The organism is Stappia albiluteola (assembly GCF_014050225.1).
Taxonomy (GTDB): domain Bacteria; phylum Pseudomonadota; class Alphaproteobacteria; order Rhizobiales; family Stappiaceae; genus Hongsoonwoonella; species Hongsoonwoonella albiluteola.
The window spans coordinates 55,906-81,580 of the sequence record NZ_JACFXV010000034.1; the positions used below are offsets into that span (position 1 = coordinate 55,906).

The following is a 25,675-nucleotide window of genomic DNA, read 5'->3' on the forward strand; positions in this document are numbered from 1 at the left end:
TCCTCAGTCTTGAACAGTCGAAACGAGCGGCGCTGCGAGCTCTGCGCGCCGGGGGAGGTTGGCGCCGCGCCTTGAGCAGGTGAGAGCCGCAGCCTGTGCGGCAAAGGAAAGAACGCCCGAGAGCAGCTCGCCGTCAAGATCGTTCAGCGCGTCGGCATGCAATAGCCCACGCTCGGACAGGGCTGCAAGCATCGCGGCCTGGAACGTATCGCCGGCCCCGACCGTGTCGACGACCTTCACTCCGATGCCCGGAATACGAACCATGCCGGACCTGGTATGAGCCTCCGCGCCTTCGCCGCCACGTGTGACGACGACGAGGCGGGTGCCGCGCTTCAGCCAGCCTTGGGCCACTTCCGTGCTGCTTGCGCCCGCATAGAGGTGCTCCAGGTCTTCCGCGCTGATCTTGAGGATGTGGATGTGGCCCAGCATGTCCTCCAGCCGATCGCGCCAGAGCTGCATGTCGGCGACGACGGTCGGGCGGATATTCGGGTCATAGGAGATGACGCAGCGTGCGCTTTCCCGCTTCACCAGTTCGACGAGGCTGGAGCCCACCGGCTCCACCATCACCGAGAACGAGCCGATATGGATCGCCTCGACGCTCCCGTCGAGCACAGGCAGGTGGGTGCTCTCGATCTGGCGGTCGGCGGCTTTCTCGCCGTAGAAGGCGTATTCCGGCGAGCCGTCCGGCCCGACATCGACCACGCTCAGCGTCGTCAGCCTGTCATTGATGATCGCGTGACGGAGGTCGACACCCTCCGCCTTGAGCGCGGCCTGCAGCCGCCGGCCAAAGAGGTCGTTCGACAGTCCCGCGAAAAAGGACACCGGGCGTTCGAGCCGCGCAAGGCCGACGGCGACGTTGAATGGCGAACCGCCGATGCGGGCGTCCAGCTTCAGATCGCCATCCGTATCTTCCGCGAACATGTCGAACAGCGCTTCGCCGCAGACGAGTATCATCGAATTCCAGGTCCCTTTTTCGTCCGTGCAGGCGGGCACCGCCAAGGCCGCGCCCGCCGACTGGTCTTACGCCGCCTCTGCCGTTTCCGGCGGTTCCATGGCCCCGGTCATGATCGCGACCGCGTCCGACATGGAGAAGTCCTGCGGCCGGATGATCGCATGCCGCCGGCCGAGCCGGTGGATGTGGATCCGGTCGGCAACCTCGAAGACATGCGGCATGTTGTGCGAGATCAGCACGATGGGCAATCCGCGCGACCGGACGTCCTTGATGAGTTCCAGCACCCGGCGGCTTTCCTTCACGCCGAGCGCCGCAGTCGGCTCGTCCATGATGACGACCTTGGAGCCGAAGGCGGCGGCGCGCGCTACCGCCACGCCCTGGCGCTGGCCGCCTGACAGCGTCTCCACCGCCTGGTTGATGTTCTGGATCGTCATCAGCCCGAGGTCGGTAAGCTTCTGCCGCGCCACATCCTGCATCTTCTTGTGGTCGAGCTTGCGGAACAGGCGGCCGAACAGGCCTCCCGCATAAATTTCCCGGCCTAGGAACATGTTGTCGGCGATCGACAGGGCGGGCGACAGCGCAAGGTTCTGGTAGACGGTTTCGATGCCGACTTCCCGCGCCTGCAGGGGCGAGTGGAAATGCACCGGTTTGCCGTCGAGCCGGATTTCGCCCTCGTCTATCCGGATCGCGCCGGAAAGCGCCTTGATCAGTGAAGACTTGCCGGCTCCGTTGTCGCCGATCACGGCCAGGATTTCACCCGGATAGAGGTCGAAATCCGCATGGTCGAGAGCGGTAACGCGTCCGTAACGCTTGACGAGGCCGCGGGCGGAGAGAATGGGTTCCTGACCGTTCATCACGCAGACACCTTTCTGATCCACTGGTCGATACCGACGGCAATGATGGTGAGCCAGCCGATCGCGAAGACCTGCCAGAGCACGTCGACGCCGATAAGCCTGAGACCCGAGTTGAAGACGCCGACGATGAGGGCGCCGATCAGCGGGCCGAGGATGGAGCCGCGCCCGCCGAAGAGCGAGATGCCGCCGATCACCACCGCGGTGATGGATTGAAGATTGGCCTCCTGGAAGGATTGCGGGCTTACCGAGCCGACGCGGCCGATCGAGGCCCATGCTCCGATGCCGCAGACGAGGCCGGCGACCATGTAGACCGAGATCAGGGTGCGGTCGGTGCGGATGCCGGACAGTTCGGCCGCTTCCTTGTCGTCGCCGATGGCATAGACGTGACGGCCCCAGGGCGTGTGATTGAGCACGTACCAGAGGATCGCGAAGATCACGATCATCAGGATCGACCCATAGGTGATCTGTGCATTGCCGATCCGCACGCTGTCGCCGAAGATCTTTAAGAGCGGCGCGACCTCGTCCAGGGTCTGGCTGCGAATCGACTGGGCGCCGGACAGCCACAGGTTCAGCGCGAAGAAGATGTTCCAGGTGCCGAGCGTCACGATGAAGGGCGGCAGCTTGATCTTGGTGACGAGGAAGCCGTTGAGCGCACCTGCTCCGGCCCCTCCGGCGAAGCCGATCAGGATCGCAAGCGGCGTGGGCAGCCCGGCGAAGACCGCGAGGTTCCCCATGATCACCGACATCAGCACCATGATGGCGCCGACCGAGAGGTCGATGCCGGCCGTCAGGATCACGAGGCTTTGCGCCGCCGCAAGGATGCCGATGATTGAGACCTGCTGCATGATCAGCGACATGTTGAAGGCGGAAAAGAACTTGGTGCCCGCCAGAATGCCGAAGGCCGCGATGGATAGCACCAGCACGATGACCGGCACCATGGTCGGATTGCCGTGCAGGAAATGCTGCGCCCTGTCGAACAGCGTCCTTTCGCGAACGTCGAACTCGGCGACACGCGTGTCGCTCTTGTTCAGCGCCGTTTCGAATTCCTGTGGGCCGCGCGGCGCCTGAGATGCGTCGCTCATGACCGTTCCTCCCGATTATACCACGTGTGAAGCCTTCGCTGCCGGCTTGCCGGACCCCGCCTGCAGGCGGGATCCGTATCGCGTTTGTCGTTCGTTAGCCGGCGAAAGGACTTGTCAGCCCCAGCACTTGTTGAGGCCTTCGGCCGAGTCGATCGATTCCACGCCGTCGACCGGCTTGTCGGTGATCAGCGTGACGCCCGTGTTGAAGAAGTCGAGGCCCGGCGAGTTTTCCGGCTTGGCGCCGCTGTCGGCCCAGGCCTTGATCGCCTCGATGCCGAGCGAGGCCATCAGCAGCGGGTACTGCTGCGAGGTGGCGCCGATCACGCCTTCCTTGACGTTCTGCACGCCGGGGCAGCCGCCGTCGACGGAAACGATCAGGACGTCGCTTTCCTTGCCGAAAGACTTCAGCGCCTCGTAGGCGCCGGCCGCCGCCGGCTCGTTGATCGTGTAGACGACGTTGATATCCGGATCCCGCTGCAGGAGGTTTTCCATAGCCTTACGGCCGCCTTCCTCGTTGCCGTTGGTCACGTCGTGACCGACGATGCGGGCGTCTTCCTCGTCGCCGATCTTGTTTGCATCCTTGATGTCGATGCCGAAGCCCTTGAGGAAGCCCTGATCGCGCAGGACGTCCACGGAAGGCGCGCTCGGTGCAAGGTCAAGAAGGGCAATCTTGGCATCGGCGGCCTTGTCGCCGAGGCTCTTGGCGGCCCAGGCGCCGATCAACTCACCGGCCTTGAAATTGTCGGTGGCGAAGGTCGCGTCGGCGGCGTCGATCGGTTCCAGCGGGGTATCAAGAGCGATGACCAGGAGACCGGCATCGCGCGCTTTCTTGACCACCGGCACGATCGCCTTGGTGTCGGAAGCCGTCAACAGGATACCCTTCGCGCCGGAAGCGATGCAGGTTTCGATCGCCTGGACCTGGGTTTCGTGGTCGCCGTCGATCTTGCCGGCATAGGTCTGCAGCTCGATGCCGAGTTCGCCGGCCTTGGCTGCCGCACCTTCCTTCATCTTCACGAAGAACGGGTTGATGTCCGTCTTGGTGATCAGGCAGGCGGAGACGTCGGCGGCAAGCGCCTGGCCCGCGCCCATGGCTGCCATGAAGGAGCCGGCGAGAAGCAATTTGCGAAGCATCATTTTTCCTCCCTGGTCTTTCCCTAGTCGCTTGCCCGGGAGCTGACCAGACTGGCTCCCCGGCGCGATGACGGCGCGACAGGGCCACCCCTGTCGGCAGGTCCCGGGCGCTCGGCCCGAAGCTGGTCCTCACCGATCAGGATCGAGGCCCGCGGCGAGAAGTTGAAGAACATCGGCAGGCTGGCCGCGCCGATGGCCCCTGCATCCGGACCGAAGGAGCCGCGCAGGATTTCCGGCGGCTGCCGTGCTTCCGGGGCAGTCTCCGCCAGGCGCTGGCGCAGCATGGCAATCATGCGGTCGATGAGGCCACCATCGATATCGGCGTCGAGCACGAGGTTCGGCGCATCCGCGATCGCATGCGCGGACCAGATGGCCGGGAGGAGCGCATCGACGCAGTCGTCGAGCCATTCCTCGACGGCCGGAAGTTTCTGCTCCACCGCTTCCTCCAAATCCGTCCGGCTGGAGGTTTCGTGGTTCTGGTAGGCCAGGTGTCGACCGAGAGCGGCCAGCGAGGCGCGCGTGATCAGCAACTCCCAGGGGCCTTTCGGCTTGGGTGCCGAGGCAAGCTTGCTCGGCGGCACGGGCATGACGGCGAAATGGCCGGCGTTTCCGGTCATGCCCCGCAGGCAATCGCCATTGACCACGATACCACCGCCGATGGCAGGGCCGATGAAGATGTAGAGGAAGTCGTCGGATGTCCGTCCGACTCCATAGAAAAGCTCTGCGATGGTGGCTGCGGTCGCGTCGTTTTCGCCAAAGACCGGATAGGGCAGCGCCTCTTCCAGAAGGGCTGCGAAGTCGACTTCGTCCCAGAGACGGAACGTTTCGCCCGGCAGGCCGAGCTCGCTCAGCCAGGAGCCGAGGTTGAACGGCATGCCAAGCCCGATCCCGGCAACCCTGTCGCGTTGCGCCTTGTCCAGCAGGTCGATTAGGCCGACCACGTCGCGGGTGATGATGTCGCGCGCCTTTTCGGGTGCGGGCAGGATCATGTCATGTGCCCGCCGCCCGATCACCCGTCCGGAGAAATCGACGAGAACCGTCTCCAGTGAGGTTCGATCCAGGCGTACGCCGATGCCGAAGGCGCCGCCGGCATCCAGCCTCAGCATAGTGGCGGGCTGACCGCGCCCGCCGTCGTGACGCTTGCCCAGTGTCTGGATGAGGCCTTCTGCCTCAAGTTCCTGGATGATGCCGCCGATCGCGGCGTTGGTCAGATGGGCATGGCGGGCGAGATCGGCCTTGGAAGCCTCGCCGACGCGGCGCAGTGCCTGCAGCACGATACGCTCGTTATAGCGCCTGAGCTGGACCGAATTGGATCCGCGCCCGGTGCGGGGCCGTTCTGCCACTTTCTCCTCCCGCGCATTCGGCTTATTCTATTTCTTATTTGCCTCTTTGACAGCTCTGCCGTCCCTGTGAGGCTCTCTCATGCCTGTTGCGTCGATAATTAATTCTAGTTGATTTAATTAATGTCTAGTTTTGAGTGACTGTCAAGCTCTTCCGCTGGAATCCGCTGCGTAAATAGAGCAATCGCCCTCCGCACGGCGGATCGCGATTTAATCGATAGGACAATTCGGGCGAATTCGTCGGGTTCTGCTGATCAACGCAATGCGGCCGGACATTGCTGCCCGGCCGTCATGTGTTTCCCGCCAATGGAAGTCGCATCATCCAGATGCGCCTGCGTCAAACGTCGAGATTGGCCACGGCCAGCGCGTTTTCCTGGATGAACTCGCGGCGCGGATCGACGTCGTCGCCCATCAGCTTGGTGAAGATGTCGTCGGCGTCGTCCGCCTCCTTGACCTTCACCTGCAGCAGAGAGCGCACGTTCGGATCGAGCGTCGTTTCCCAGAGCTGGTCGGGGTTCATCTCGCCCAGGCCCTTGTAGCGCTGCAGCGAGATGCCGCGGCGTCCGGCGGCAAAGACGGCATCCAGCAGGGCTCTGGGTCCGCGGATCTCCGTGGCGATATCGCGCCGGATGAGCTTGGCCGCCTTGATGTAGTTGGCCTGCAGGTGTTCCGCCTGGGCATTGAGCTTGCGTGCGTCCGCCGAGCCGAGCAAGGCGGCGTCGATGATCGAGACTTCCTTCACACCGCGCACGATGCGCTCGAAATGCAGCGAGCCGTCGTCATGTGCTTCGCCTGTCCAGCCGCGTTCAAACTCGTCGGCCAGGATATCGAGGCGGCGCGCGATGTAATGTGCTGCCTCGGTGGCTTTCTCGCGGTCGTGCAGCACTTCCGGATTGAGGGCGCCCGCGATGGCCGCCTGTTCGACCGTATCCCGGTCGTAGCGCGAATGCAGGCCATCGAGGATGGAGGCGATATTGCGGGCTCGCTCGACCGTCGCAAGCAGGTCGGGACCGGCCTGCACCTCACCTGTAGCGAGCGTCAGTGTCGCGTCATCGAGGCCTGATGAGATCAGATAGTCCTCGAGTGCCTTCTGATCCTTCAGGTACTGCTCCGACTGGCCGCGCTTGACCTTGTAAAGCGGCGGCTGGGCAATGAAAATGTGGCCGCGCTCGATCAGGTCGGGCATCTGGCGGAAGAAGAAGGTCAAAAGCAGCGTACGGATATGGGCACCGTCGACATCGGCGTCCGTCATGATGATGATCTTGTGGTAGCGCAGCTTTTCGACGTTGAACTCTTCCTTGCCGATGCCGGTGCCGAGCGCGGTGATCAGCGTGCCGATCTCGTTGGAGGAAAGCATCTTGTCGAAGCGCGCACGCTCGACGTTCAGGATCTTGCCGCGCAGCGGCAGCACTGCCTGGTTCTCGCGGTGGCGGCCCTGTTTGGCGGAACCGCCGGCCGAGTCGCCCTCCACCAGGAAGAGTTCCGCCTTGGAAGGATCGCGTTCCTGGCAGTCCGCGAGTTTGCCGGGCAGGGAGGCGATGTCGAGAGCGCCCTTGCGGCGCGTCAGTTCGCGGGCCTTGCGGGCGGCTTCGCGCGCGCTCGCGGCCTCGACCACCTTGGAGACCAGCGTGCGGGCCGGGGCCGGGTTTTCCTCAAGCCACTCGGCAAGCGATGCATTGACGATGTTCTCGACGACGGGGCGAACCTCGGACGACACCAGCTTGTCCTTGGTCTGCGAGGAGAACTTCGGATCCGGCACCTTGACGGAGAGCACGCAGGTCAGGCCTTCGCGGCAGTCATCGCCGGTCAGCGATACCTTCTCCTTCTTGAGCAGGCCCGACGTGTCCGCATAGCCGGTTATCTGGCGCGTCAGTGCGCCCCGGAAACCCGCCAGGTGCGTGCCGCCATCGCGCTGTGGGATGTTGTTGGTGAAGCACAGCACCTGCTCGTGATAGCTGTCGTTCCACCACATGGCCGCCTCGACGGTGATGCCGTCCTTTTCGGCGCGCATATAGATCGGCTTCTCGATCAGCGGATGCTTGGCGCGGTCGAGATAGCGCACGAAGGCTTCCAGTCCGCCCTCGTAGTGCAGTTCCTCGCGCCGCTGCTCCACGCCGCGGTCGTCGGTCAAGACGATGCGCACGCCGGAGTTGAGGAAGGCAAGCTCGCGCAGACGGTGCTCGAGCGTCGCATAGTCGAATTCGGTACGCGTGAAGGTTGCCGGCGAAGGGAGGAAGGTGACTTCCGTGCCCGTCCTGCCTTCGGCCTTGCCGACGACGGCAAGCGGGGATTCCGGATCGCCATTGCGGAAGCGCATGAAGTGCTCGCTGCCGCTTCGATAGATGCGCAGGTCGAGCCAGGTGGACAGGGCGTTCACCACCGATACGCCGACGCCGTGCAGACCGCCGGAGACCTTGTAGGAATTCTGGTCGAACTTACCGCCGGCGTGCAGCTGGGTCATGATGACCTCGGCCGCAGATACGCCTTCACCGGAATGGATGTCGGTCGGGATACCGCGGCCGTTGTCGGTGACCGTCACCGACCCGTCGGCATTGAGCGTCACGGTAACGAGATCGGCGTGGCCGGCCAGCGCCTCGTCGATGGCGTTGTCGACCACCTCGTAGACCATGTGGTGCAGGCCGGAACCGTCATCGGTGTCGCCGATATACATGCCGGGCCGCTTGCGGACGGCATCAAGGCCCTTGAGGACCTTGATGGATTCCGCGCCGTAGTCGCTGGCGCCATTCGCCGCTTCGGGCATGCCTTCGCCGGAGGTCGGTGTATCGCTCATCCGAATCACTTCATCCTTCGCAAGAAGAGGCTCTTCCCGGTTATACGGGCTCTGGCGCCCCCTTCAACCGGCCTGGAGCGCTTTCCACGAAAGCGGAACCGCTTTCGCCGTAGGAAGTTGCTCCAGGATCAATATCCGGAGCATCTCCCGCCAAATCCGATTCAGATTTGTCGGGATATGCTCAAGCCCGGCAGGGCCTCTTTCATGCCGGTTTTCCATGGAAAACATGGCTTTTTTGCCGTGTCGCGCCGACCGAACCCGCAAGGCAAACCGACGGTCGTGCCTGTTTCCGCAAGATTCCTGCGCGACAACGCGCCTTTCTAGCCGACAATCCGGCTTTCGGCCACTGTGAAGACCTGCGAGGCGTCCGGCAAATGATCGAACAGCAGCGGATCGGTCCCGGTCATGAACACTTGCAGTCCCAGCCGCTCCAGGCGTTCGAAAAGCGCCTTCCTCCGGTTGGGGTCGAGATGGGCGGCGATTTCGTCCAGAAGCAGCACCGGCGTCATGCCGGAAACGCTCGCCGTAAGCTCGGCGTGGGCCAGTACAAGGCCGATCAGAAGCGCCTTCTGCTCGCCGGTTGAGGCCATTCCCGCCGGCATCGCTTTCGCGACGTGGAGCACGGCGAGATCGGAGCGATGCGGCCCGTCGAGGGTGCGTCCCGCGGCCCGGTCGCGATACCGCGCCTGGCCGAGCATCAACCGGTAGCGGTCCTCAAGGTCGGAAGCGGCAAGGCTTGCCGCGGTTTCTTCGAACGGGCCTTCAAGTGTGACCTCGGCTTGCGGAAACGGCAGGTCGAGGGCTGCCTGCTCGGCCAACCTCCTGGCCAGCAGATCGACCGTCTCGCGCCGCGCCAGTGAAACCGCGACACCGATCATCGCCACCTGTGCCTCAATCGCGTCGAGATAGGCGGCGGATGCACCTTCCTCCAGCAATCGGTTTCTGGAGCGCAACGCCTTCTCGAAATCGGCAACCCGGCGGCCGTGACCCGGATCGACCGCAAGAACCAGCCGATCAAGGAACCGCCGCCGGTCGCCGGCCGGGCCGGTAAACAGGCCATCCATGGCAGGAAGCAGCCAGAGCACGCGGAGATAGTCAAGCAGCGCTTCCGACGAACGCGCTTCCTCGCCGTCGATGCGCACCTTGCGCGAGCCGTCTCCGGTCGCAAAGCCGGTGCCGAGCCGCGTTTCGCCAAACGGGCCGTCGACGATCGCGGAGATCGCGAAATCCTCGCAGCCGCGCTGACAGAGTTCCGGCAGCGGTGCGCGGCGGAGCCCCCGTCCGGCCGATAGCAGCGAGATGGCTTCAAGCAGATTGGTCTTTCCCGCGCCGTTCTCGCCGACGAAGGCGATCATCCGCGCGGCGAAGTCGAGCGTGAGGCCGTCGTAATTGCGAAAATGCGTCAGGCTCAACCGGCGCAGCGCAACCGGTGTCGGTTCAGCCATGCTGCCTCGCTTATCCGCGGCTTTCGTCGAACGTCAAACCCGCATCGGCATGAGGACGTAGAGCGCATCTTCCGCACCATCGTCCTGGATCAGCGTCGGCGCACCCGGATCGGCGAAACGGAAGGTCGCGGTGTCCTTCTGCAACTGGGCCGCGATGTCGAGGAGATAGCGGGAGTTGAAGCCGATTTCCAGCGGTTCGGCCTCATAGTCGACCGCGAGCTCTTCCGTCGCGCTGCCGGAGTCCGGATTGACGACGGTCAGTACCAGCCGGCCTTCCGAAAGCGCCATCTTCACCGCGCGACCGCGCTCGGATGAAATGGTCGACACGCGGTCCACTGCCTCGCGGAATTCGTCGCGATCGACCTGCAGGCGCTTGTCATTGTTCTGCGGGATGACGCGGCCATAATCCGGGAAGGTGCCGTCGATCAGCTTCGACGTCAGAACCACGTTGCCGGTGGTGATGCGGATCTTGGCTTCGGATATCTCGATCCGCACTTCCGCTTCCGGGTCTTCCAAAAGCTTCTGGATCTCGCCCACCGTCTTGCGGGGAACGATGACGCCCGGCATGCCGACAGAGCCGGAAGGCGCCGGGATCTCGGCCTGCGCCAGGCGGTGACCGTCGGTGGCGACCGCACGGAAACGGTCGCCGCCCGCACCCTGCACCGTGTGCAGGTAGATACCGTTGAGGTAGTAGCGTGTCTCCTCGGTGGAGATCGCGAATTGGGTGGAGTCGATCAGCCGGCGGATGTCGCGCGCGGTCAGCGTGAAGACATGGCCGAATTCGCCCGCCGTCAGGTCGGGAAAGTCGGATTCCGGCAGCATCTGCAGCGCAAAGCGCGAGCGTCCGGCGCGGATATCGAGCGTGGCGTTGTCCGTCGACGTTTCAAGTTGCACCTGGGCGCCGTCGGGCAGTTTGCGCACGATGTCGTAGATCATGTGCGCGGGAACGGTCGTCGCGCCGGGGCGCTCGACGAGTGCGGCGACGGTCTCCGTCACTTCCAGGTCGAGATCGGTCGCCTTCAACCGCAGCTGGCCGCCATCCGAGCGCAACAGCACGTTGGAGAGGATGGGAATGGTGTTCCTGCGCTCGACGACACGGTGGACATGGGTCAGGGACTTCAGGAGGTCCGAGCGCTCAAGCGTCACTTTCATAGTGTCGTCCGTCATCCAGTTGCGGCTGCGGCGCCGGTTACGGCGCATAGCCGGAAAATTAGGTCTTTGGCCCACCGCCCGCTTCGCCGGGCGGGGCGAAGACACTGCCCGCTCGCCCGGCCAAAAGCAAGGCCTTCGGCTCTATTCGGAAGCAGGAATACCCGCATTCACGGCCGGACTGAGGCGCAAACGGCCGACGGCGGTTCGTCCCGCCTGCCGGCCGCGTGCAATTCGTCGCCGTTCTACGCCTCAGGCGTCGAGCATCCGCTTCAGCAGTTCGATCTCCTGCGCCAGCGTTGCATCCGCCTTGGTCAGTTCCTCGATCTTGCGAACCGCATGCAGCACGGTGGTGTGATCGCGATTGCCGAAACGGCGGCCGATCTCGGGAAGAGAGCGCGGGGTCATGATCTTGGCGAGATACATGGCGATCTGGCGCGGCCGCACGATGGTGCGCGTGCGGCGGGCCGAAAGCAGGTCGGCCTTGGTCACGTTGTAGTGCTTGGAGACGATACGCTGGATATCCTCGATCTTCACCCGGCGCGGCTCGACAGCGCGGATGAGGTCGCGAAGCGTGGTTTCGGCCATCTCCTGCGTGACCGGCTGGCCGGTCAGCTGGTTATGGGCGATCAGCCGGTTCAGCGCGCCTTCCAGGTCGCGGCCCGAGGCGGTGATGTTGCGGGCGACGTAGTCCAGCACGCCTTCGGGGATCGAGAAGTTCGGGTAGGTGGCGCGCACCGTCTCGATACGGCTCATCAGGATGGCGCGGCGCAGGTTGTAGTCCGGATCGCCGATCGCAACCACCAGGCCGCCGGCAAGGCGCGACCGGACCCGGTCGTCGAGCGTTTCCAGTTCCGACGGCGGGCGGTCGGCGGCAACGATCACCTGGCGCGCGCTGTCGATCAGCGCGTTCAGCGTATGGCAGAACTCCTGCTGCACCTGCTTGCCATGGAGGAATTGCATGTCGTCGATGAGCAGCAGGTCGATCGCCCGCAAGGTATCCTTGAAGGCGAGGGCGGATTGCGCCTTCAGCGCCGCCACGAAGCGGTACATGAAATGCTCGGCGGTCAGGTAAAGCACGCGCCGCCCGGCCGCCTTCGCCTGGGCCGCAACAGCCTGCATCAGATGGGTTTTGCCGAGGCCGACGGAGGCATGCAGGTAAAGCGGATTGAAATTCACCTTCCCGCCCGCGGCAACCTGCCGGGCGGCGGCGAGCGCCAGTGCATTGGAATCGCCTTCAACGAACGAGCCGAAGGTGTATTTCGGATCGAGCGCCGCGCCGTCGAGGCCATCGGAGGCTGTAGCTGAAGATTCCGGCTGCTTCGCCGAAACTGCCACGGCCGGAACCGCCGGCGTTGTGGCCGGGCGCACTGCCTCGCCAATGGCGATCGGACGGGTGTCCCCTGCCGGCCGGGGCACCGGGTTCCGGGCGGCGACAGGGGCGGTGGCGGCCGTGGCGGCGCGCTGCACGGTCGGGCGGATCGCGCCGCGGACCGTCAGTTCGATGCGGTGAACATCGCCGCATTCACGCTTCCAAAGTCCCATCAGCCGGTCGCGGTAATGCGACTGGATCCACTGTTTCAGAAAGCGGGTGGGAACGGAAAGCCGGATGGTGCCGTCATCATGCCCTTCCAGGTCCACGCGAGCAAACCAGCTCGCAAAAACGTCCTCGCCGAGTTCCGCGCGAAGCCGCTTCTTGACCCTTGCCCATTGCTCCGGTCCCGGAACTTCCTGAAGGTCCATAGCTTTCGCCTCCAAATCTGGTCGGGAACGAACCGCCGCAGCCGTCCCGAATAAAAATGCCTCAGCCGCATGTGCGGCCTGGTTTGTGTCTTTTTGCGCAAAAGAAGCCACCGTGACGGACCTCTCCGTCGCGCGCGCACCTTCTGGCGTATTGCTGGTTGGGCTAGCTTTGCGAGCCCGGAAGGCGTGGCGCCCTCCGTGCAATCCCTGCCCCTTGGCGTCCTGCCTTGCGAGGCAGGGGCTGGGGGCCACCCATCACGATCGAGTGGCGCGAAAGACCGGTTTCTTCCGCAGCAGGTGCTGCCGATCGGGCCCTCGCGCCGGACCGGCACAGAAAATCGATTGAGCCGTCATGGTCAAGCCCTTCTTTGAAGAGATCCTGCAACAAGGTTTCCAGGGCATGTCCCGGAGAAGCGACTGCATGCAGGTTCCGCCGGGCGGCGGAAAGGGCTCTGCCGTGGACCTCGAATGAAGTCCGGGCGTTGGAGAAATACCAATTCGCGATCTCGTGCGAATGGAGAGAGCGGGTCTTCGATGTGTCGCAGAAAGCCTTGCAGGCTGTCTTAGCGTCGCCGTCCCCCGCATTTGCTGTTGATTGTTTATATGACACAGTGCCCCCTTCTTGCTGAAGTAAATCCAGCAAGTTCAACGCCGTTTGTTTTTATGATTATTACCCGCCGGCTAGTGGCGGGTTAGTCCCCCGCAGTGAAGAACGCCCACTGTAGGCAGGCCTGTCAGATTGGCCGAATGGTCTCGGTCTCTCTATAGTTCGGCAATAGTTAACCATTGCTCTTTCACAGGCTCTTTTGTTTCTGTTTTACGATTGGTCCGGGCGACCGCCCGATGGAGATGACAATACACAGGCGGGTTGGGGGTCGCAACAGCGTATGGTTACTAAAATCTTAACGTTGCGCGGGGCTGTGGCCTGACGACAACGCCCCTCTTCTGGCGAGGCCTGCGGAATGTATTTTGACTCAAGGTTTTTTGGACATGGCAGGGTTGATTCCCACTTTATGTAACAGGCCCAAAAAAAATTATTTCGACGCCGTCTTGACTCCTGCCGAATCCGCTTTTGCTCAGTCCATACTTGGGGACATAGGGCTAAGCCAATGAAAAATATAGAAAAATAGTGTCACCCGGATTTTCTGATAATTTCCTGTCTTCGGCATCAGTCTTTAGTCGGATAGCGTAGGGTACGGTTTCGTCGGCTAAACAAGAAACTAAACAAAAAAGCCCGGCCAATGGCCGGGCTTTTCAGTAATTCAAAATTTGAACTTTAGGCCTGAAGCGCCTTGATGCGGGCATTGAGGCGGGAAACTTTCCGCGCTGCCATGTTCTTGTGGAACACGCCCTTGGTGACTGCGCGCATGATTTCCGGTTGCGCCTGCTTGAAGGCGGTGTTCGCGGCCGTCTGATCGCCGGAAGCGATTGCTTCCTCCACGGCGCGCAGGAAGGTGCGCACGCGGCTGCGACGGGCCTTGTTGATGGCCGTGCGGCGAGCGATCTTGCGCGTCGCCTTCTTGGCCGAAGAGGTGTTGGCCATGGTCTGTCCTGATCCCCTACTCGGGCTTTGAGCGTGGAACTTGCGGTTCCGATCGCATGCGAGGCCGCCGCAAGCCGCCCCGGTCAATCGAAGTGAAACGAAAACGGCGGCAGGCCGACCTGCCACCGATCAAGCGGTGCTTATAGTGGTGCCGGTTGCCGCCGTCAACGCGTTTCCTGCGCGAGACCGGCTACTTGTTGCGGAATTGCGGAGCGCGCTTTTCCACGAAGGCAGCCATGCCTTCCTTCTGGTCCTCGCTGGCGAACATGGAATGGAAAACCCGACGCTCGAAGCGCACGCCCTCCGCCAGCGTCGTCTCATAGGCGCGGTTGACGCTTTCCTTGGTCATCATGGCGATGGGCAGCGAGTAATCGGCGATCTTCTCGGCGACCTTGAGGGCTTCCTCCAGCAATTCGTCGAGCGGCACCACGCGGCTTGCAAGGCCGGAGCGCTCGGCTTCGGCGGCGTCCATCGTGCGGCCCGTCAGGCACATTTCCATCGCCTTGGACTTGCCGACGAAACGGGTCAGGCGCTGGGTACCGCCGGCGCCCGGCATGACGCCAAGGGTGATTTCCGGCTGGCCGAAGCGGGCATTGTCCGCCGCCAGGATGAAATCGCACATCATGGCAAGTTCGCAGCCGCCGCCGAGCGCGTAACCGGCAACGGCGGCGATGATGGGCTTGCGGAACCGCGAAACGTAATCCCAGCTGGTGATGAAGTCGTTCTTGTAGGCGTCGATATAGGTGAGCGAGCTCATTTCCTTGATATCGGCGCCCGCGGCGAATGCCTTTTCGGAGCCCGTCAGCACCACGCAGCCCGTCTTGTCGTCCTTCTCGAACTTGGCGAGGGCCTCGTTCAGTTCGCCGATCAGTTCCGAGTTCAGGGCGTTGAGCGCCTTCGGCCGGTTGAGCGTGATGAGCCCCACCTTGCCGCGCTTCTCGACGATGATGTTGTTGTATGCCATGAAACCTCCCCCAGTCGGCCCGCCGCTTCCGCGCGGGCGAGTTCTCAAGGACGGACCTCGCCCTGATATGGAGCGACGGTCTTCTGTCGGCGAATTCTTGCGCATCAGGCGTAGCCCAAGGCCAATTGCCCCGCAACCACCCCTGACCGAATGGCGGGGGGCGGCCGGACGCTTGCGCTCCTATCCCTGGCACACCGGGCAATAGAATGTGGAGCGGCCCGACTGCACCAGTCGTTCGATGGTGCCGGAACAGGCCGGTTTGCGGCATTCCTCGCCTTCCCGGCCGTAGACGGCGAAGCGATGCTGGAAATAGCCGAGCGTGCCGTCGGCCTGCCGGTGGTCGCGCAGCGACGAGCCTCCCGCCTCGATCGCTTCGGCAATGACGCTCCTGACGGCCTCGGCCAGGCGCTCGGCGCCCTTCGTCGGCCTGCCCTTCGCGGTGACGAGGCTGGCGGCGGGATCCTTCGGTGAAAGATCCGCGCGGTGGAGCGCCTCGCACACATATATATTGCCGAGCCCCGCGATCAGATGCTGGTCGAGCAGGGTGGCCTTCAGCGGGCTCTTCCTGCCGGCGAACAGGCGGGCGAGGAGGTCGGCATTGAATTCGTTGCCGGTCGGCTCGACGCCAAGCCTTTCGAAGAGCGGATGGCGCTCCAGTTCGCCGCGCTCCACCAGGGTCATGAAGCCGAAGCGGCGCGGGTCGTTGTAGACGATGCGCAGCGCGGCATGGCCCGGCGGCGGCGCCAGGTGAAAGACCACATGGTCGTGGCGCGGATCCTTGGACTTTTCGTGGAAGAAGGGGCCGATCGCCTTCGTCGCTTCCGCTTCGATGCGGAAGGAGCCCGACATGCCGAGATGCATGACGAGGATGGTCTGATCGTCGAGATCGGCCATCAGGTATTTCGACCGCCGACCGAGGCTCGTGACCTTCCGGCCTTCCAGCCGCTCGGCAAAGGCGTCGGGAAAGGGAAAGCGCAGGTTGGCGCGGCGCTGTTCGACGCGTTCCAGCCGCGCGCCTTCGAAGCTTGGCGCAAGGCCGCGCCGAACGGTTTCCACCTCGGGTAATTCAGGCATTCAGGTGCAGGTCCTTGCATCGGGCGAGATCAAAGGGCATGAGGAGCGCTCGCCCGCCTCCGCCTTGTGGCGGGTGTGGCGTCGGGCGGCGTTTCTTCCATGCGCGCTATATATTATGGTCCGCCGCGAAAAGGAGAACAGGCATGGTTGCAAACGGTGATCCCGGTTCGGCGGGCGGACGCACGCAAGGTCCGGAGATGGCGACGAGCTTCGGCTTCAGGACCGTCGCGGATGGCGACAAGCAGCCGCTGGTCAACGATGTCTTCCACAAGGTCGCGCGCCGCTACGACATCATGAACGACCTGATGTCGGCTGGCCTGCATCGCGTCTGGAAGGATGCGATGGTGTCCACGCTGGCGCCGCCGAAATCGGCCGGACGCGGGTTCAAGGTGCTGGACGTTGCCGGCGGCACTGGCGACGTTGCCATGCGCATCGTCGAACGCTCCGGCAACACGGCGCATGCCGTGGTCTGCGACATCAACGGATCGATGCTGTCGGTTGGCCGCGACCGGGCGGCGAAGGCCGGCCTTTCCGAATATGTCCGTTTTGTCGAAGGCAACGCGGAATCACTTCCCTTTCCCGCGGGCCATTTCGACGCCTACACGATCGCTTTCGGCATTCGCAACGTGCCGCATATCGATCGCGCGCTCACCGAGGCCTTCCGCGTGCTGAAGCGCGGCGGCAGGCTGCTGGTGCTTGAATTCTCGCAGGTCGACATTCCGTTCCTGGACCGCATCTACGACGCTTATTCCTTCAACGCGATCCCGGCCATCGGCCAGGCGGTCGCCGGTGACGGGGAGCCTTACCGCTACCTGGTGGAATCGATTCGCAAGTTCCCGCATCAGGAGCGCTTCGCCCAGATGATCCGCGACGCCGGCTTCTCGCGGGTGACCTACCGCAATTACACCGGCGGCATCGCCTGCCTGCATAGCGGCTGGAAGATCTGACGCCGATGGCCCTTACCGCCCTTTTTCGGCTTGCCCGGGCCGGCTACGTGATGGCCCGCGAGGGCGTGTTCGGCATGTTCGACCTGCCGGACCTGCCGCCGGGGCCGCATTTCGCGCTGAAACTCGTGCGCCTGCTGGAGCGCCGTTCGGTGCGCACCAAGCCGGCGGATCGGCGGCTGACCGACGCCCTGACCAGGCTCGGGCCGTCCTATGTGAAGCTCGGCCAGTTTCTGGCCACGCGTGCCGACGTGGTCGGCAGGGACGTGGCGCGCGAGCTTGCAGCCCTTCAGGACAAGCTGCCGGCCTTCCCGGTCGAAGAGGCCCGCAAGGTGGTTGCCGAGCAGCTTGGCCGGCCGATCGACGAGGTCTTCGTCGAATTCGGCGAGGCGGTTGCCGCGGCGTCCATTGCCCAGGTCCACGAAGCGAAGGTGCTGGACCGAGACGGCGAGGTCAGGCGGGTCGCCGTCAAGGTGCTGCGGCCGGGGGTGGCCAGCCGCTTCAGGCGTGATCTCGACGGCTTTTATGCCGTCGCCCGCCTGGCCGAAAAGCTGCATCGTCCGTCCAGGCGGTTGCGGCCGATTGCGGTGGTGGACACCCTTGCCCGTTCCGTCGAGCTTGAGATGGATTTCCGCCTCGAAGCGGCGGCTTTGTCGGAAATGGCGGAGAACACGCGCGATGATCCCGGCTTCCGCGTGCCGGCGGTCGACTGGACGCGTACGGCGAAGTCGGTCCTGACGCTTGAATGGATCGACGGCCGCAAACTGTCCGACGTCGAGGGCCTCGCAGAGGACGGTCACGACCTTCCCGCCCTTGGCGCTTCCATCATCCAGTCCTTCCTGCGCCATGCCGTGCGCGACGGCTTTTTCCATGCCGATATGCACCAGGGCAATCTTTTCGTGGAGGCGGACGGTACGCTGGTCGCCGTCGATTTCGGCATCATGGGCCGCTTGTCGCGGGCCGAGCGTCGCTTCCTCGCCGAGATCCTCTACGGATTCATCACCCGCAACTACAAACGCGTGGCGGAGGTGCATTTCGAAGCGGGCTATGTGCCCGGCGATCAGGATGTCGATCTGTTCGCCCAGGCGATCCGGGCGATCGGCGAGCCCATCCACGGTCACGACGCGTCGGAAATCTCCATGGCGAGGCTGCTAACCCAGCTTCTGGAGGTGACCGAGCTTTTCAACATGCACACCCAGACCCAGCTCATCATGCTGCAGAAAACGATGGTGGTGGTGGAGGGCGTCGCCCGCACGCTCGACCCGCATCTCGACATGTGGCGGACGTCCGAACCGGTGGTGCGCAGCTGGATCGAGCACAATCTCGGGCCCGCCGGTCGCCTGCAGGATGTTGCCGGCGGGCTTTCGGCGCTCGGCCGCATCGCCACCGACCTGCCGATCTTTGCCGAGCGCATCGGCAGGCTTTCTGCCGATTTCGAGCGCATGGCCGAGCGTGGCCTGCGTTTCGACCCGGAGACGGCGGAGGCGATCGGCAAGGCGGAGGCTCGCCACACCCGCTCCGGCCGCGCGGCGCTGTGGGTCATTGCCGCGCTAATCGCGCTTACCCTTCTTGTCTGACCGGCGTGACCCGCCTGAGCGTCAGGTTGAGGCGGCCGCCATTGGCAAGCAGCGTCGAGGTGCCCGCCAGAACCCGGTCGATGCCGTGAAAGGCGAGCCTTGCGTTACCGCCCAGCACCACCACGTCGCCGGAGGCGAGCTTCATCGATGTGGTGGGGTCCTTGCGGTTCGTGCCACCGACGCGAAAGACCGCGGTATCGCCCAGCGACACGGAGACAACGGGGGCAGATAAATCTTCCTCGTCGCGGTCCTGATGCAGGCCCATCCGGGCGCCAGGTGCATAGAAATTGATGAGGCAGGCTTCCGGTTCGGGCGCGCCGGCTGCAACGTCCTCCCACAGATCCAGCAGGCGCTGCGGTATCGGCGGCCAGGTCCGTCCGCTGTCTGGATGGTGCGGCTGATAGCGATAGCCATCGATATCCGATACCCAGCCGAGCGGCCCGCAATTCGACATGCGCACGGAAAACGCCTTGCCGGTACGCGGCATCACCGGCTGGAAGAGCGGCGCCTGCGCGATCGCCTGCCTGATTTCCCCGACAAGGCTTTCCTGCGCCTGCCGGTCGAAATAGCCGGGCAGAAATCGCAGCCCGTTCCCGCTCGGATGTAACTTCAAGCTCGACGCCATCCCCTGAACTGTCTCTTTATATATGGAGGATCGTAGTGAACTGCCTCCCGTTCCGCCACTTGGTGGACTCCTCGGCAAGGAAGCGTTAAGCCCTGTTGTCCAAATCAACGCAAGAAGCGCCTTGCGCTCGTCTTGCGAGGCGCCAGCCGCCAACTTATATACCGTTCACGTTCAGCATCCCGCGTTTTCCTGCCATTTGGCAGGCGGCTGCCGGGAGCACATCAAAACGTGAATGGGGGCCGTCTGGATGCCGCAACGGGTCCGGTCGGTCTGCTGGAAAGAGAGGATATTATGGCAAAGGTCATCGGCATCGACCTCGGTACAACCAATTCCTGCGTCGCCGTCATGGACGGCAAGGCCGCGAAAGTGATTGAGAATGCGGAAGGCGCGCGCACCACGCCCTCGATGGTCGCCTTCTCCGACGATGGCGAGCGTCTCGTCGGCCAGCCGGCGAAGCGCCAGGCCGTCACCAATCCGACCGGGACCCTCTTTGCCGTCAAGCGCCTGATCGGTCGCCGCTACGAGGATCCGACGGTCGCCAAGGACAAGGCCCTCGTTCCCTACGAGATCGTCAAGGCCGACAATGGCGATGCATGGGTCCAGGCCAATTCGCAGAAATATTCGCCGTCGCAGGTTTCCGCCTTCATCCTGCAGAAGATGAAGGAAACCGCCGAAGCCTATCTCGGCGAAACGGTCACGCAGGCCGTCATTACGGTTCCCGCCTATTTCAACGACGCTCAGCGTCAGGCCACCAAGGATGCCGGCAAGATCGCGGGTCTCGAGGTGCTGCGCATCATCAACGAGCCGACGGCCGCCGCGCTCGCCTACGGGCTTGAGAAGAACGAAGGCAAGACGATCGCCGTCTATGATCTCGGCGGCGGCACCTTCGACGTGTCGGTGCTGGAAATCGGCGATGGCGTTTTCGAGGTGAAGTCGACGAACGGCGACACGTTCCTCGGCGGCGAGGACTTCGACATGCGCCTCGTCGACTATCTGGCTGCGGAGTTCAAGAAGGAGCAGGGCATCGACCTGAAGGCCGACAAGCTCGCCCTGCAGCGCCTGAAGGAAGCGGCGGAGAAGGCGAAGATCGAGCTTTCTTCCTCGTCGCAGACAGAGATCAACCTGCCCTTCATTACCGCCGATGCGTCCGGTCCCAAGCACCTGACCATGAAGCTGACGCGCGCCAAGTTCGAGCAGTTGGTCGATGATCTGGTCCAGCGCACCATCGAGCCGTGCAAGGCGGCGCTGAAGGATGCGGGCCTGGCGGCCGGCCAGATCGACGAGGTCGTGCTCGTCGGCGGCATGACGCGCATGCCCAAGATCCAGGAAGTGGTGAAGACCTTCTTCGGCAAGGAGCCGCACAAGGGCGTGAACCCGGACGAGGTTGTCGCCATGGGTGCGGCGATCCAGGCCGGTGTGCTCCAGGGCGACGTCAAGGACGTGCTGCTTCTCGATGTCACGCCGCTGTCGCTCGGCATCGAGACGCTGGGCGGCGTCTTTACCCGTCTGATCGACCGCAACACGACGATCCCGACCAAGAAGAGCCAGGTCTTCTCTACCGCCGAGGACAATCAGACGGCGGTGACGATCCGCGTCTTCCAGGGTGAGCGCGAGATGGCGGCCGACAACAAGATGCTTGGCCAGTTCGATCTCGTCGGCATTCCGCCGGCGCCGCGCGGCGTGCCGCAGGTCGAGGTCACATTCGACATCGACGCCAACGGCATCGTCAATGTCTCGGCCAAGGACAAGGGCACGGGCAAGGAACAGCAGATCCGCATCCAGGCTTCCGGCGGCCTGTCGGACGCCGACATCGACAAGATGATCAAGGATGCCGAGGCGCATGCGGACGAAGACCGCAAGCGCAAGGAGCTGGTCGAGGCGAGGAACCAGGGCGAGGCTCTGGTCCATTCGGCCGAGAAGTCCGTGAAGGACTATGGCGACAAGGTTTCTTCGGCCGAGAAGGACGCGATCGAAGCGGCGATCGCTGATCTCAAATCCGCGCTTGAGGGCGAGGACCTTGAGGCCATCCAGTCCAAGACGCAGTCGCTTGCCGAAGCTTCGATGAAGCTTGGCGAGGCCATGTACAAGCAGGCCCAGTCGGAAGAGGCGGATGCTTCCACCGGCGAGGGCGGTGACGACGCTTCGCGCAAGGATGAAGATGTCGTCGATGCCGATTTCGAGGAAGTCCGGGACGAGGACGATAAGAAGTCGGCCTGATCGAGGCCTGTTCGAGCCGGCGCCGGGGCAACCTGGCGCCGGTTCCTTTCGAAAATGGCCCGCTATGACAGTGCGCTTTTCGATCCGTTTCGTTTAAGAAGGCTGAGCCCGCGCCGTTGGAAAGGCGGCGCGGGCTTACCGCCGCGAACGGTGGGGATCCCGCGGGTGTCGTGCTGAATTCAGGTGAATGAATTCATGGAAAAACGTGATTTCTACGAAGTGCTCGGCGTTGGCCGCGAAGCGGACGAGAAGGAGCTGAAGAGCGCCTATCGCAAGCTCGCCATGAAGTTCCACCCGGATCGCAATCCGGGCGACGCCTCGGCCGAGGCCCAGTTCAAGGAAGTCAACGAAGCCTATGACACGTTGAAGGATGCGCAAAAGCGCGCCGCTTACGACCGCTTCGGCCATGCCGCGTTCGAGAATGGCGGATTTGGCGGCGGTCGTGGTCACGGCAACGATTTCGCGTCCGCGATGTCGGATATTTTCGACGAATTCTTCGGCATGGGTTCCAGCCGCCGTTCGAACGGGCGCGAGCGCGGTGCGGATCTGCGCTACAATCTCGAGATTACGCTTGAAGAAGCCTACACGGGCAAGGCGGTGGAGATCGAGGTGCCGACTTCGATCACCTGTGACGCCTGTTCCGGCAGCGGCGCCAAGCCCGGCACCCAGCCCACCAACTGCCGCACTTGCGGTGGGGCCGGCCGCGTGCGTGCCGCACAGGGCTTCTTCACGCTGGAGCGGACTTGTCCCACCTGTCAGGGACGTGGGCAGGTGATTTCCGACCCCTGCGGGACCTGCGGCGGATCCGGCCGCAAGACCCAGAACCGGACGCTCTCGGTCAACATTCCGGCCGGCATAGAGGATGGCACCCGCATCCGGCTCGGCGGCGAGGGCGAGGCGGGCCTGCGCGGCGGTCCTCCGGGCGATCTCTATATCTTCCTGTCCATCAAGCCGCACGCCTTCTTCCAGCGCGATGGCGCGGACCTCTTCTGCCGCGTGCCGATTTCCATGACGACGGCGGCGCTTGGCGGGCAGTTCGACGTGCCGACGCTCGAAGGCGCGCCGACCCGCGTCAAGGTTCCCGAAGGCAGTCAGACCGGCAAGCAGTTCCGCCTCAAGGGCAAGGGCATGCCGGTGTTGCGGACGGCGCAATTCGGCGACCTGTATATCCAGGTCACGGTCGAAACGCCGACGAACCTCACCAAGAGGCAGCGTGAGCTTTTGGCCGAATTCGAGCAGGAATCCTCCGGTGCCACGCATCCGGAGTCACACGGATTCTTTTCCAGAGTTAAGGATTTTCTAGATAATCTAGGTAGTTAGCGGATTTCGCCATCAATTTGCCATCTCGTGCGTCAAGCCTGTACCCTGCCGATTGAGTGAAAAGGTGTTTCAGCAATGCTTGACGTATCGGCCCGCAAGGTTCGGGGATTGACGGCAAAGATCGCAGATGAAGTGCGCTTCATCCGCAGTTGGGCGGAAAAGCCGCTGACGACGGGTGCTGTCAGTCCGTCGGGCCCCGATCTCGCGAAGAAGATGGCGGGCTTCGTTGAAGCCGGACGCAGCGGCGACGTGCTGGAGCTTGGACCGGGTACCGGAGTTGTCACCAAGGCGATCCTGGATCGCGGCATCGCGCAGGAACGCCTCGTCGCGGTCGAGTTCAACCGCGATTTCTGCGACCTTCTCGGGCGGCGGTTTCCTGGCATGAGTGTGGTGGAGGGCGACGCCTATCGCCTGCGCGACACGTTGAGCGACGTCGAGCCGGGCAGCCTTGCCAGCATCGTCTCCTCGCTGCCCCTGTTTACCCGGCCGAGGGAAGAGCGGCGCTCGCTGCTTGGCGATGCGCTCGATCTCCTGCAGCCCGGCGCCCCCTTCATCCAGTTCTCCTATGCCCTTGTGCCGCCGATTGCGGAGGAAGAGGGAAACCTGATGATCGAGCGGACGAACTGGATCGTCATGAACCTGCCGCCTGCCCGCGTCTTCGTCTATCGCAGGGCCGGGCAACCGAATTGATGTCCTGATCTGTTTCTGTGTTGTTTTCGGGTTTTACGAATCCCGCGAAAATTTGTTTTCGGTCCGACTGATTTCGCATATTCCCTTAAAGATTCGACACAGTTGTTGGTCGATGGGATGATGTTTCCGCTTTTCGGCTGGGGGAAATGAAAAGCGCCGCTGTCATGGAACTCTCGGGAGGAAACGCCATGGCTACCTGGAAACCGGATCCCTCTTTCTATCCATCTCCGCGAATGGCCGCCAAGGCTCCGATCGAAAAGCTCGCCTACGTGGCGGCCTTCGACCCGGACCGCAAGAAACCGGACGCCATTGCCGTCGTCGATGTCGATCCGAAATCGGCGACCTACGCCGAAATCGTCGGCCAGGTGGAAATGCCCAATACGGGAGACGAATTGCATCATTTCGGCTGGAACGCCTGTTCCTCCTGCCTGTGTCCGAACGCGCCGCATCCGCATGTCGAGCGGCGCTATCTCGTGGTGCCGGGCCTGCGCTCCTCGCGCCTGCATATCATCGACACCAAGCCCGATCCGAAGAACCCGAAGATCGTCAAGGTGATCGAACCGGAGGAAATCGCCGAGAAGGCCGGCTATTCGCGGCTGCACACGATCCATTGCGGGCCGGAAGGTATCTACGTGAACGCGCTCGGCAACGGCGAAGGCAAGGCGCCGGGCGGCATCTTCCTGCTCGACCACGACAATTTCGAGGTGCTGGGCCAGTGGGAGATGGATCGCGGGCCGCAGAAGCTTGCCTATGACTTCTGGTGGCATCTCGGCCACGACACCATGGTGACCAGCGAATGGGGCACGCCCGACACGTTTGAGAACGGACTGGTGCCGGAAGTGCTGCTGGGGTCCAAATACGGCCGGCGCATCCACTTCTGGGACCTGCACAAGCGCAAGCACCTGCAGGAGATAGACCTGGGCGAGGAGCATCAGCTCGTCTTCGAGCTTCGCCCGGCGCATGACCCGACCAAGGCCTATGGCTTCGTCGGCTGCGTCATCAGTCTGAAGGACCTCTCCGCGTCGATCTGGACCTGGTATCGCGACGGATCGAAATGGGCGATCAAGAAGGTGATCGAGATCCCGGCGGAGCCCGCCGATCCGGACCGGTTGCCGCCGATCCTGAAAGGCTTCAAGGCGGTGCCGCCGCTGGTTACCGATATCGATCTGTCGATGGACGACCGCTTTCTCTACGTCTCGTGCTGGGGAACGGGCGATATGATCCAGTATGACGTTACCGACCCGTTCAAGCCGAAGGAGACGGGGCGCGTACGCATTGGCGGCATTGTGTCGCGCGCAACCCATCCCGGCGCGCGCAACGGCGCTTTGAATGGCGGACCGCAGATGGTGGAGGTGAGCCGCGACGGCAAACGCGTCTATTTCACCAACTCGCTCTACGGCGCCATTGATCCGCAATTCTATCCCGAGGGTATAGACGGCTGGATGGTGAAGCTCGATGTGGGCGACAATGGCGGCATCGACTTCGACGAAAGGTTCTTCGTCGACTGGCCGAAGGGCCATCGCCCGCATCAGGTGCGGCTGGAGGGCGGCGATTGCTCGTCCGACTCCTACTGCTACCCGTGACCGGGCAGCCGGCAACCGGCAGGGGCGGCTGAAATGTCGCCCTGGCTGGTGCTGGCCGGCCTCGGCGCCTTTCACGGCATCAATCCGGCGATGGGTTGGCTTTTCGCGGTGGCGCTCGGCCTCCACCGTGACAGCCGCTCCGCGCTGTGGCTTTCGCTGATCCCGATCGCCGCCGGCCACGCGGTCTCGATCGCCCTGGTGGCGGCGGCTATCGTTTTTCTCGGCCTTGTGGTGGAGCCGCAATTGCTGGAGCGAGTGGCGGGGATCTTTCTGATTGCCTGGGCTGCCTATTATGCCGTTTACGGCCATCGTCACCGCGTGCGCATCGGCATGACCACGGGTCTTGCCGGGCTTGGCCTGTGGTCCTTCCTGATGGCGACCGGCCACGGCGCCGGGCTGATGCTGGTGCCGGTGATCATTCCCCTTTGCCTGTCGGCAAGCCCGGCCGGCGAGCTGACCGCCTCAGGCTCGCTGCCCGTGGCTCTTGCGGCGATCGGCGTCCACACCGGCGCCCTGCTGGCAACCACCGCGCTTGTCGCAGGCGTCGTCTATGAATGGGCGGGGCTCGCTTTCCTGCGCCAGGGCTGGATCAACATGGATATGATCTGGGTGGCGGCGCTGCTCGCCACCGGTTTGATCCTTATCCTTTAA

The 25,675-nt window shown here is 63.5% G+C and carries 20 protein-coding genes; 7 read left to right on the forward strand and 13 right to left on the reverse strand.

From position 1 onward, the window contains the following. Nucleotides 1–3 precede the first annotated feature (3 nt). The 12 genes from H2509_RS02795 to mutM all read right to left on the reverse strand — a co-directional run bounded on the left by H2509_RS02795 (nt 4) and on the right by mutM (nt 16,068). Entirely contained in the window at nt 4–954 is a 951-nt protein-coding gene (locus H2509_RS02795) for a carbohydrate kinase family protein (RefSeq protein ID WP_182162077.1), read from the reverse strand. 66 nt (nt 955–1,020) lie between these two features. Further along, nucleotides 1,021–1,806 (reverse strand): ATP-binding cassette domain-containing protein, encoded by a 786-nt coding sequence (locus H2509_RS02800; protein ID WP_182162079.1) that lies wholly within the window; start codon nt 1,804–1,806, stop codon nt 1,021–1,023. Next, the gene (locus tag H2509_RS02805; protein WP_182162081.1) at nt 1,806–2,888 is read right to left on the reverse strand and encodes an ABC transporter permease; all 1,083 of its coding nucleotides are present in this window, start codon (nt 2,886–2,888) and stop codon (nt 1,806–1,808) included. Before H2509_RS02805 ends, H2509_RS02800 begins: the two co-directional genes overlap by 1 nt. Before the next feature lie 114 nt (nt 2,889–3,002). Next, entirely contained in the window at nt 3,003–4,019 is a 1,017-nt protein-coding gene (locus tag H2509_RS02810; RefSeq protein WP_182162208.1) for a sugar ABC transporter substrate-binding protein, read from the reverse strand. A 23-nt stretch (nt 4,020–4,042) separates the two neighbouring features. Continuing rightward, nucleotides 4,043–5,362, reverse strand: coding sequence for an ROK family transcriptional regulator (locus H2509_RS02815; protein WP_182162083.1), 1,320 nt, complete (start codon nt 5,360–5,362; stop codon nt 4,043–4,045). A gap of 334 nt (nt 5,363–5,696) precedes the next feature. After that, on the reverse strand, nt 5,697–8,150 hold the full coding sequence (gene gyrB / locus H2509_RS02820; protein WP_182162085.1) for a DNA topoisomerase (ATP-hydrolyzing) subunit B: 2,454 nt from the start codon (nt 8,148–8,150) through the stop codon (nt 5,697–5,699). A 320-nt stretch (nt 8,151–8,470) separates the two neighbouring features. After that, nucleotides 8,471–9,595: a DNA replication/repair protein RecF gene (gene recF / locus H2509_RS02825; protein ID WP_182162087.1), complete on the reverse strand. Its 1,125-nt coding sequence runs from the start codon at nt 9,593–9,595 to the stop codon at nt 8,471–8,473. 33 nt (nt 9,596–9,628) lie between these two features. After that, nucleotides 9,629–10,747: a DNA polymerase III subunit beta gene (gene dnaN / locus H2509_RS02830; RefSeq protein WP_182162210.1), complete on the reverse strand. Its 1,119-nt coding sequence runs from the start codon at nt 10,745–10,747 to the stop codon at nt 9,629–9,631. 249 nt (nt 10,748–10,996) lie between these two features. Further along, the gene (gene dnaA, locus H2509_RS02835) at nt 10,997–12,487 is read right to left on the reverse strand and encodes a chromosomal replication initiator protein DnaA (protein ID WP_182162089.1); all 1,491 of its coding nucleotides are present in this window, start codon (nt 12,485–12,487) and stop codon (nt 10,997–10,999) included. Between the two features lie 1,276 nt (nt 12,488–13,763). Further along, nucleotides 13,764–14,030 (reverse strand): 30S ribosomal protein S20, encoded by a 267-nt coding sequence (gene rpsT / locus H2509_RS02840; RefSeq protein WP_182162091.1) that lies wholly within the window; start codon nt 14,028–14,030, stop codon nt 13,764–13,766. A gap of 190 nt (nt 14,031–14,220) precedes the next feature. Further along, complete coding sequence (locus H2509_RS02845) at nt 14,221–14,994, reverse strand: enoyl-CoA hydratase (RefSeq protein ID WP_182162093.1); 774 nt, start codon at nt 14,992–14,994, stop codon at nt 14,221–14,223. A gap of 180 nt (nt 14,995–15,174) precedes the next feature. Then, entirely contained in the window at nt 15,175–16,068 is an 894-nt protein-coding gene (gene mutM, locus H2509_RS02850) for a bifunctional DNA-formamidopyrimidine glycosylase/DNA-(apurinic or apyrimidinic site) lyase (RefSeq protein ID WP_182162095.1), read from the reverse strand. A gap of 197 nt (nt 16,069–16,265) precedes the next feature. Here mutM and ubiE point away from each other — a divergent pair, with 197 nt between their 5' ends. Then, entirely contained in the window at nt 16,266–17,015 is a 750-nt protein-coding gene (ubiE, locus tag H2509_RS02855) for a bifunctional demethylmenaquinone methyltransferase/2-methoxy-6-polyprenyl-1,4-benzoquinol methylase UbiE (protein WP_182162212.1), read from the forward strand. A 5-nt stretch (nt 17,016–17,020) separates the two neighbouring features. Then, nucleotides 17,021–18,589: a 2-polyprenylphenol 6-hydroxylase gene (ubiB, locus tag H2509_RS02860; RefSeq protein WP_182162097.1), complete on the forward strand. Its 1,569-nt coding sequence runs from the start codon at nt 17,021–17,023 to the stop codon at nt 18,587–18,589. On the opposite strand, the gene H2509_RS02865 is transcribed toward ubiB, so the two are convergent. After that, nucleotides 18,573–19,214, reverse strand: coding sequence for an alpha-ketoglutarate-dependent dioxygenase AlkB family protein (locus H2509_RS02865; protein WP_182162099.1), 642 nt, complete (start codon nt 19,212–19,214; stop codon nt 18,573–18,575). The genes ubiB and H2509_RS02865 overlap by 17 nt on opposite strands. 291 nt (nt 19,215–19,505) lie before the next feature. Between H2509_RS02865 and dnaK the strand changes: the two genes are divergently transcribed. The 5 genes from dnaK to H2509_RS02890 all read left to right on the forward strand — a co-directional run bounded on the left by dnaK (nt 19,506) and on the right by H2509_RS02890 (nt 25,675). Continuing rightward, complete coding sequence (gene dnaK / locus H2509_RS02870) at nt 19,506–21,431, forward strand: molecular chaperone DnaK (RefSeq protein ID WP_182162101.1); 1,926 nt, start codon at nt 19,506–19,508, stop codon at nt 21,429–21,431. A gap of 195 nt (nt 21,432–21,626) precedes the next feature. Beyond that, nucleotides 21,627–22,751: a molecular chaperone DnaJ gene (dnaJ, locus tag H2509_RS02875; protein ID WP_182162103.1), complete on the forward strand. Its 1,125-nt coding sequence runs from the start codon at nt 21,627–21,629 to the stop codon at nt 22,749–22,751. 75 nt (nt 22,752–22,826) lie between these two features. Further along, complete coding sequence (locus tag H2509_RS02880; protein WP_182162105.1) at nt 22,827–23,441, forward strand: class I SAM-dependent methyltransferase; 615 nt, start codon at nt 22,827–22,829, stop codon at nt 23,439–23,441. Between the two features lie 188 nt (nt 23,442–23,629). Continuing rightward, nucleotides 23,630–25,024: a selenium-binding family protein gene (locus tag H2509_RS02885; protein ID WP_182162107.1), complete on the forward strand. Its 1,395-nt coding sequence runs from the start codon at nt 23,630–23,632 to the stop codon at nt 25,022–25,024. Nucleotides 25,025–25,057: 33 nt separating this feature from the next. Continuing rightward, the gene (locus H2509_RS02890) at nt 25,058–25,675 is read left to right on the forward strand and encodes a hypothetical protein (protein ID WP_182162109.1); all 618 of its coding nucleotides are present in this window, start codon (nt 25,058–25,060) and stop codon (nt 25,673–25,675) included.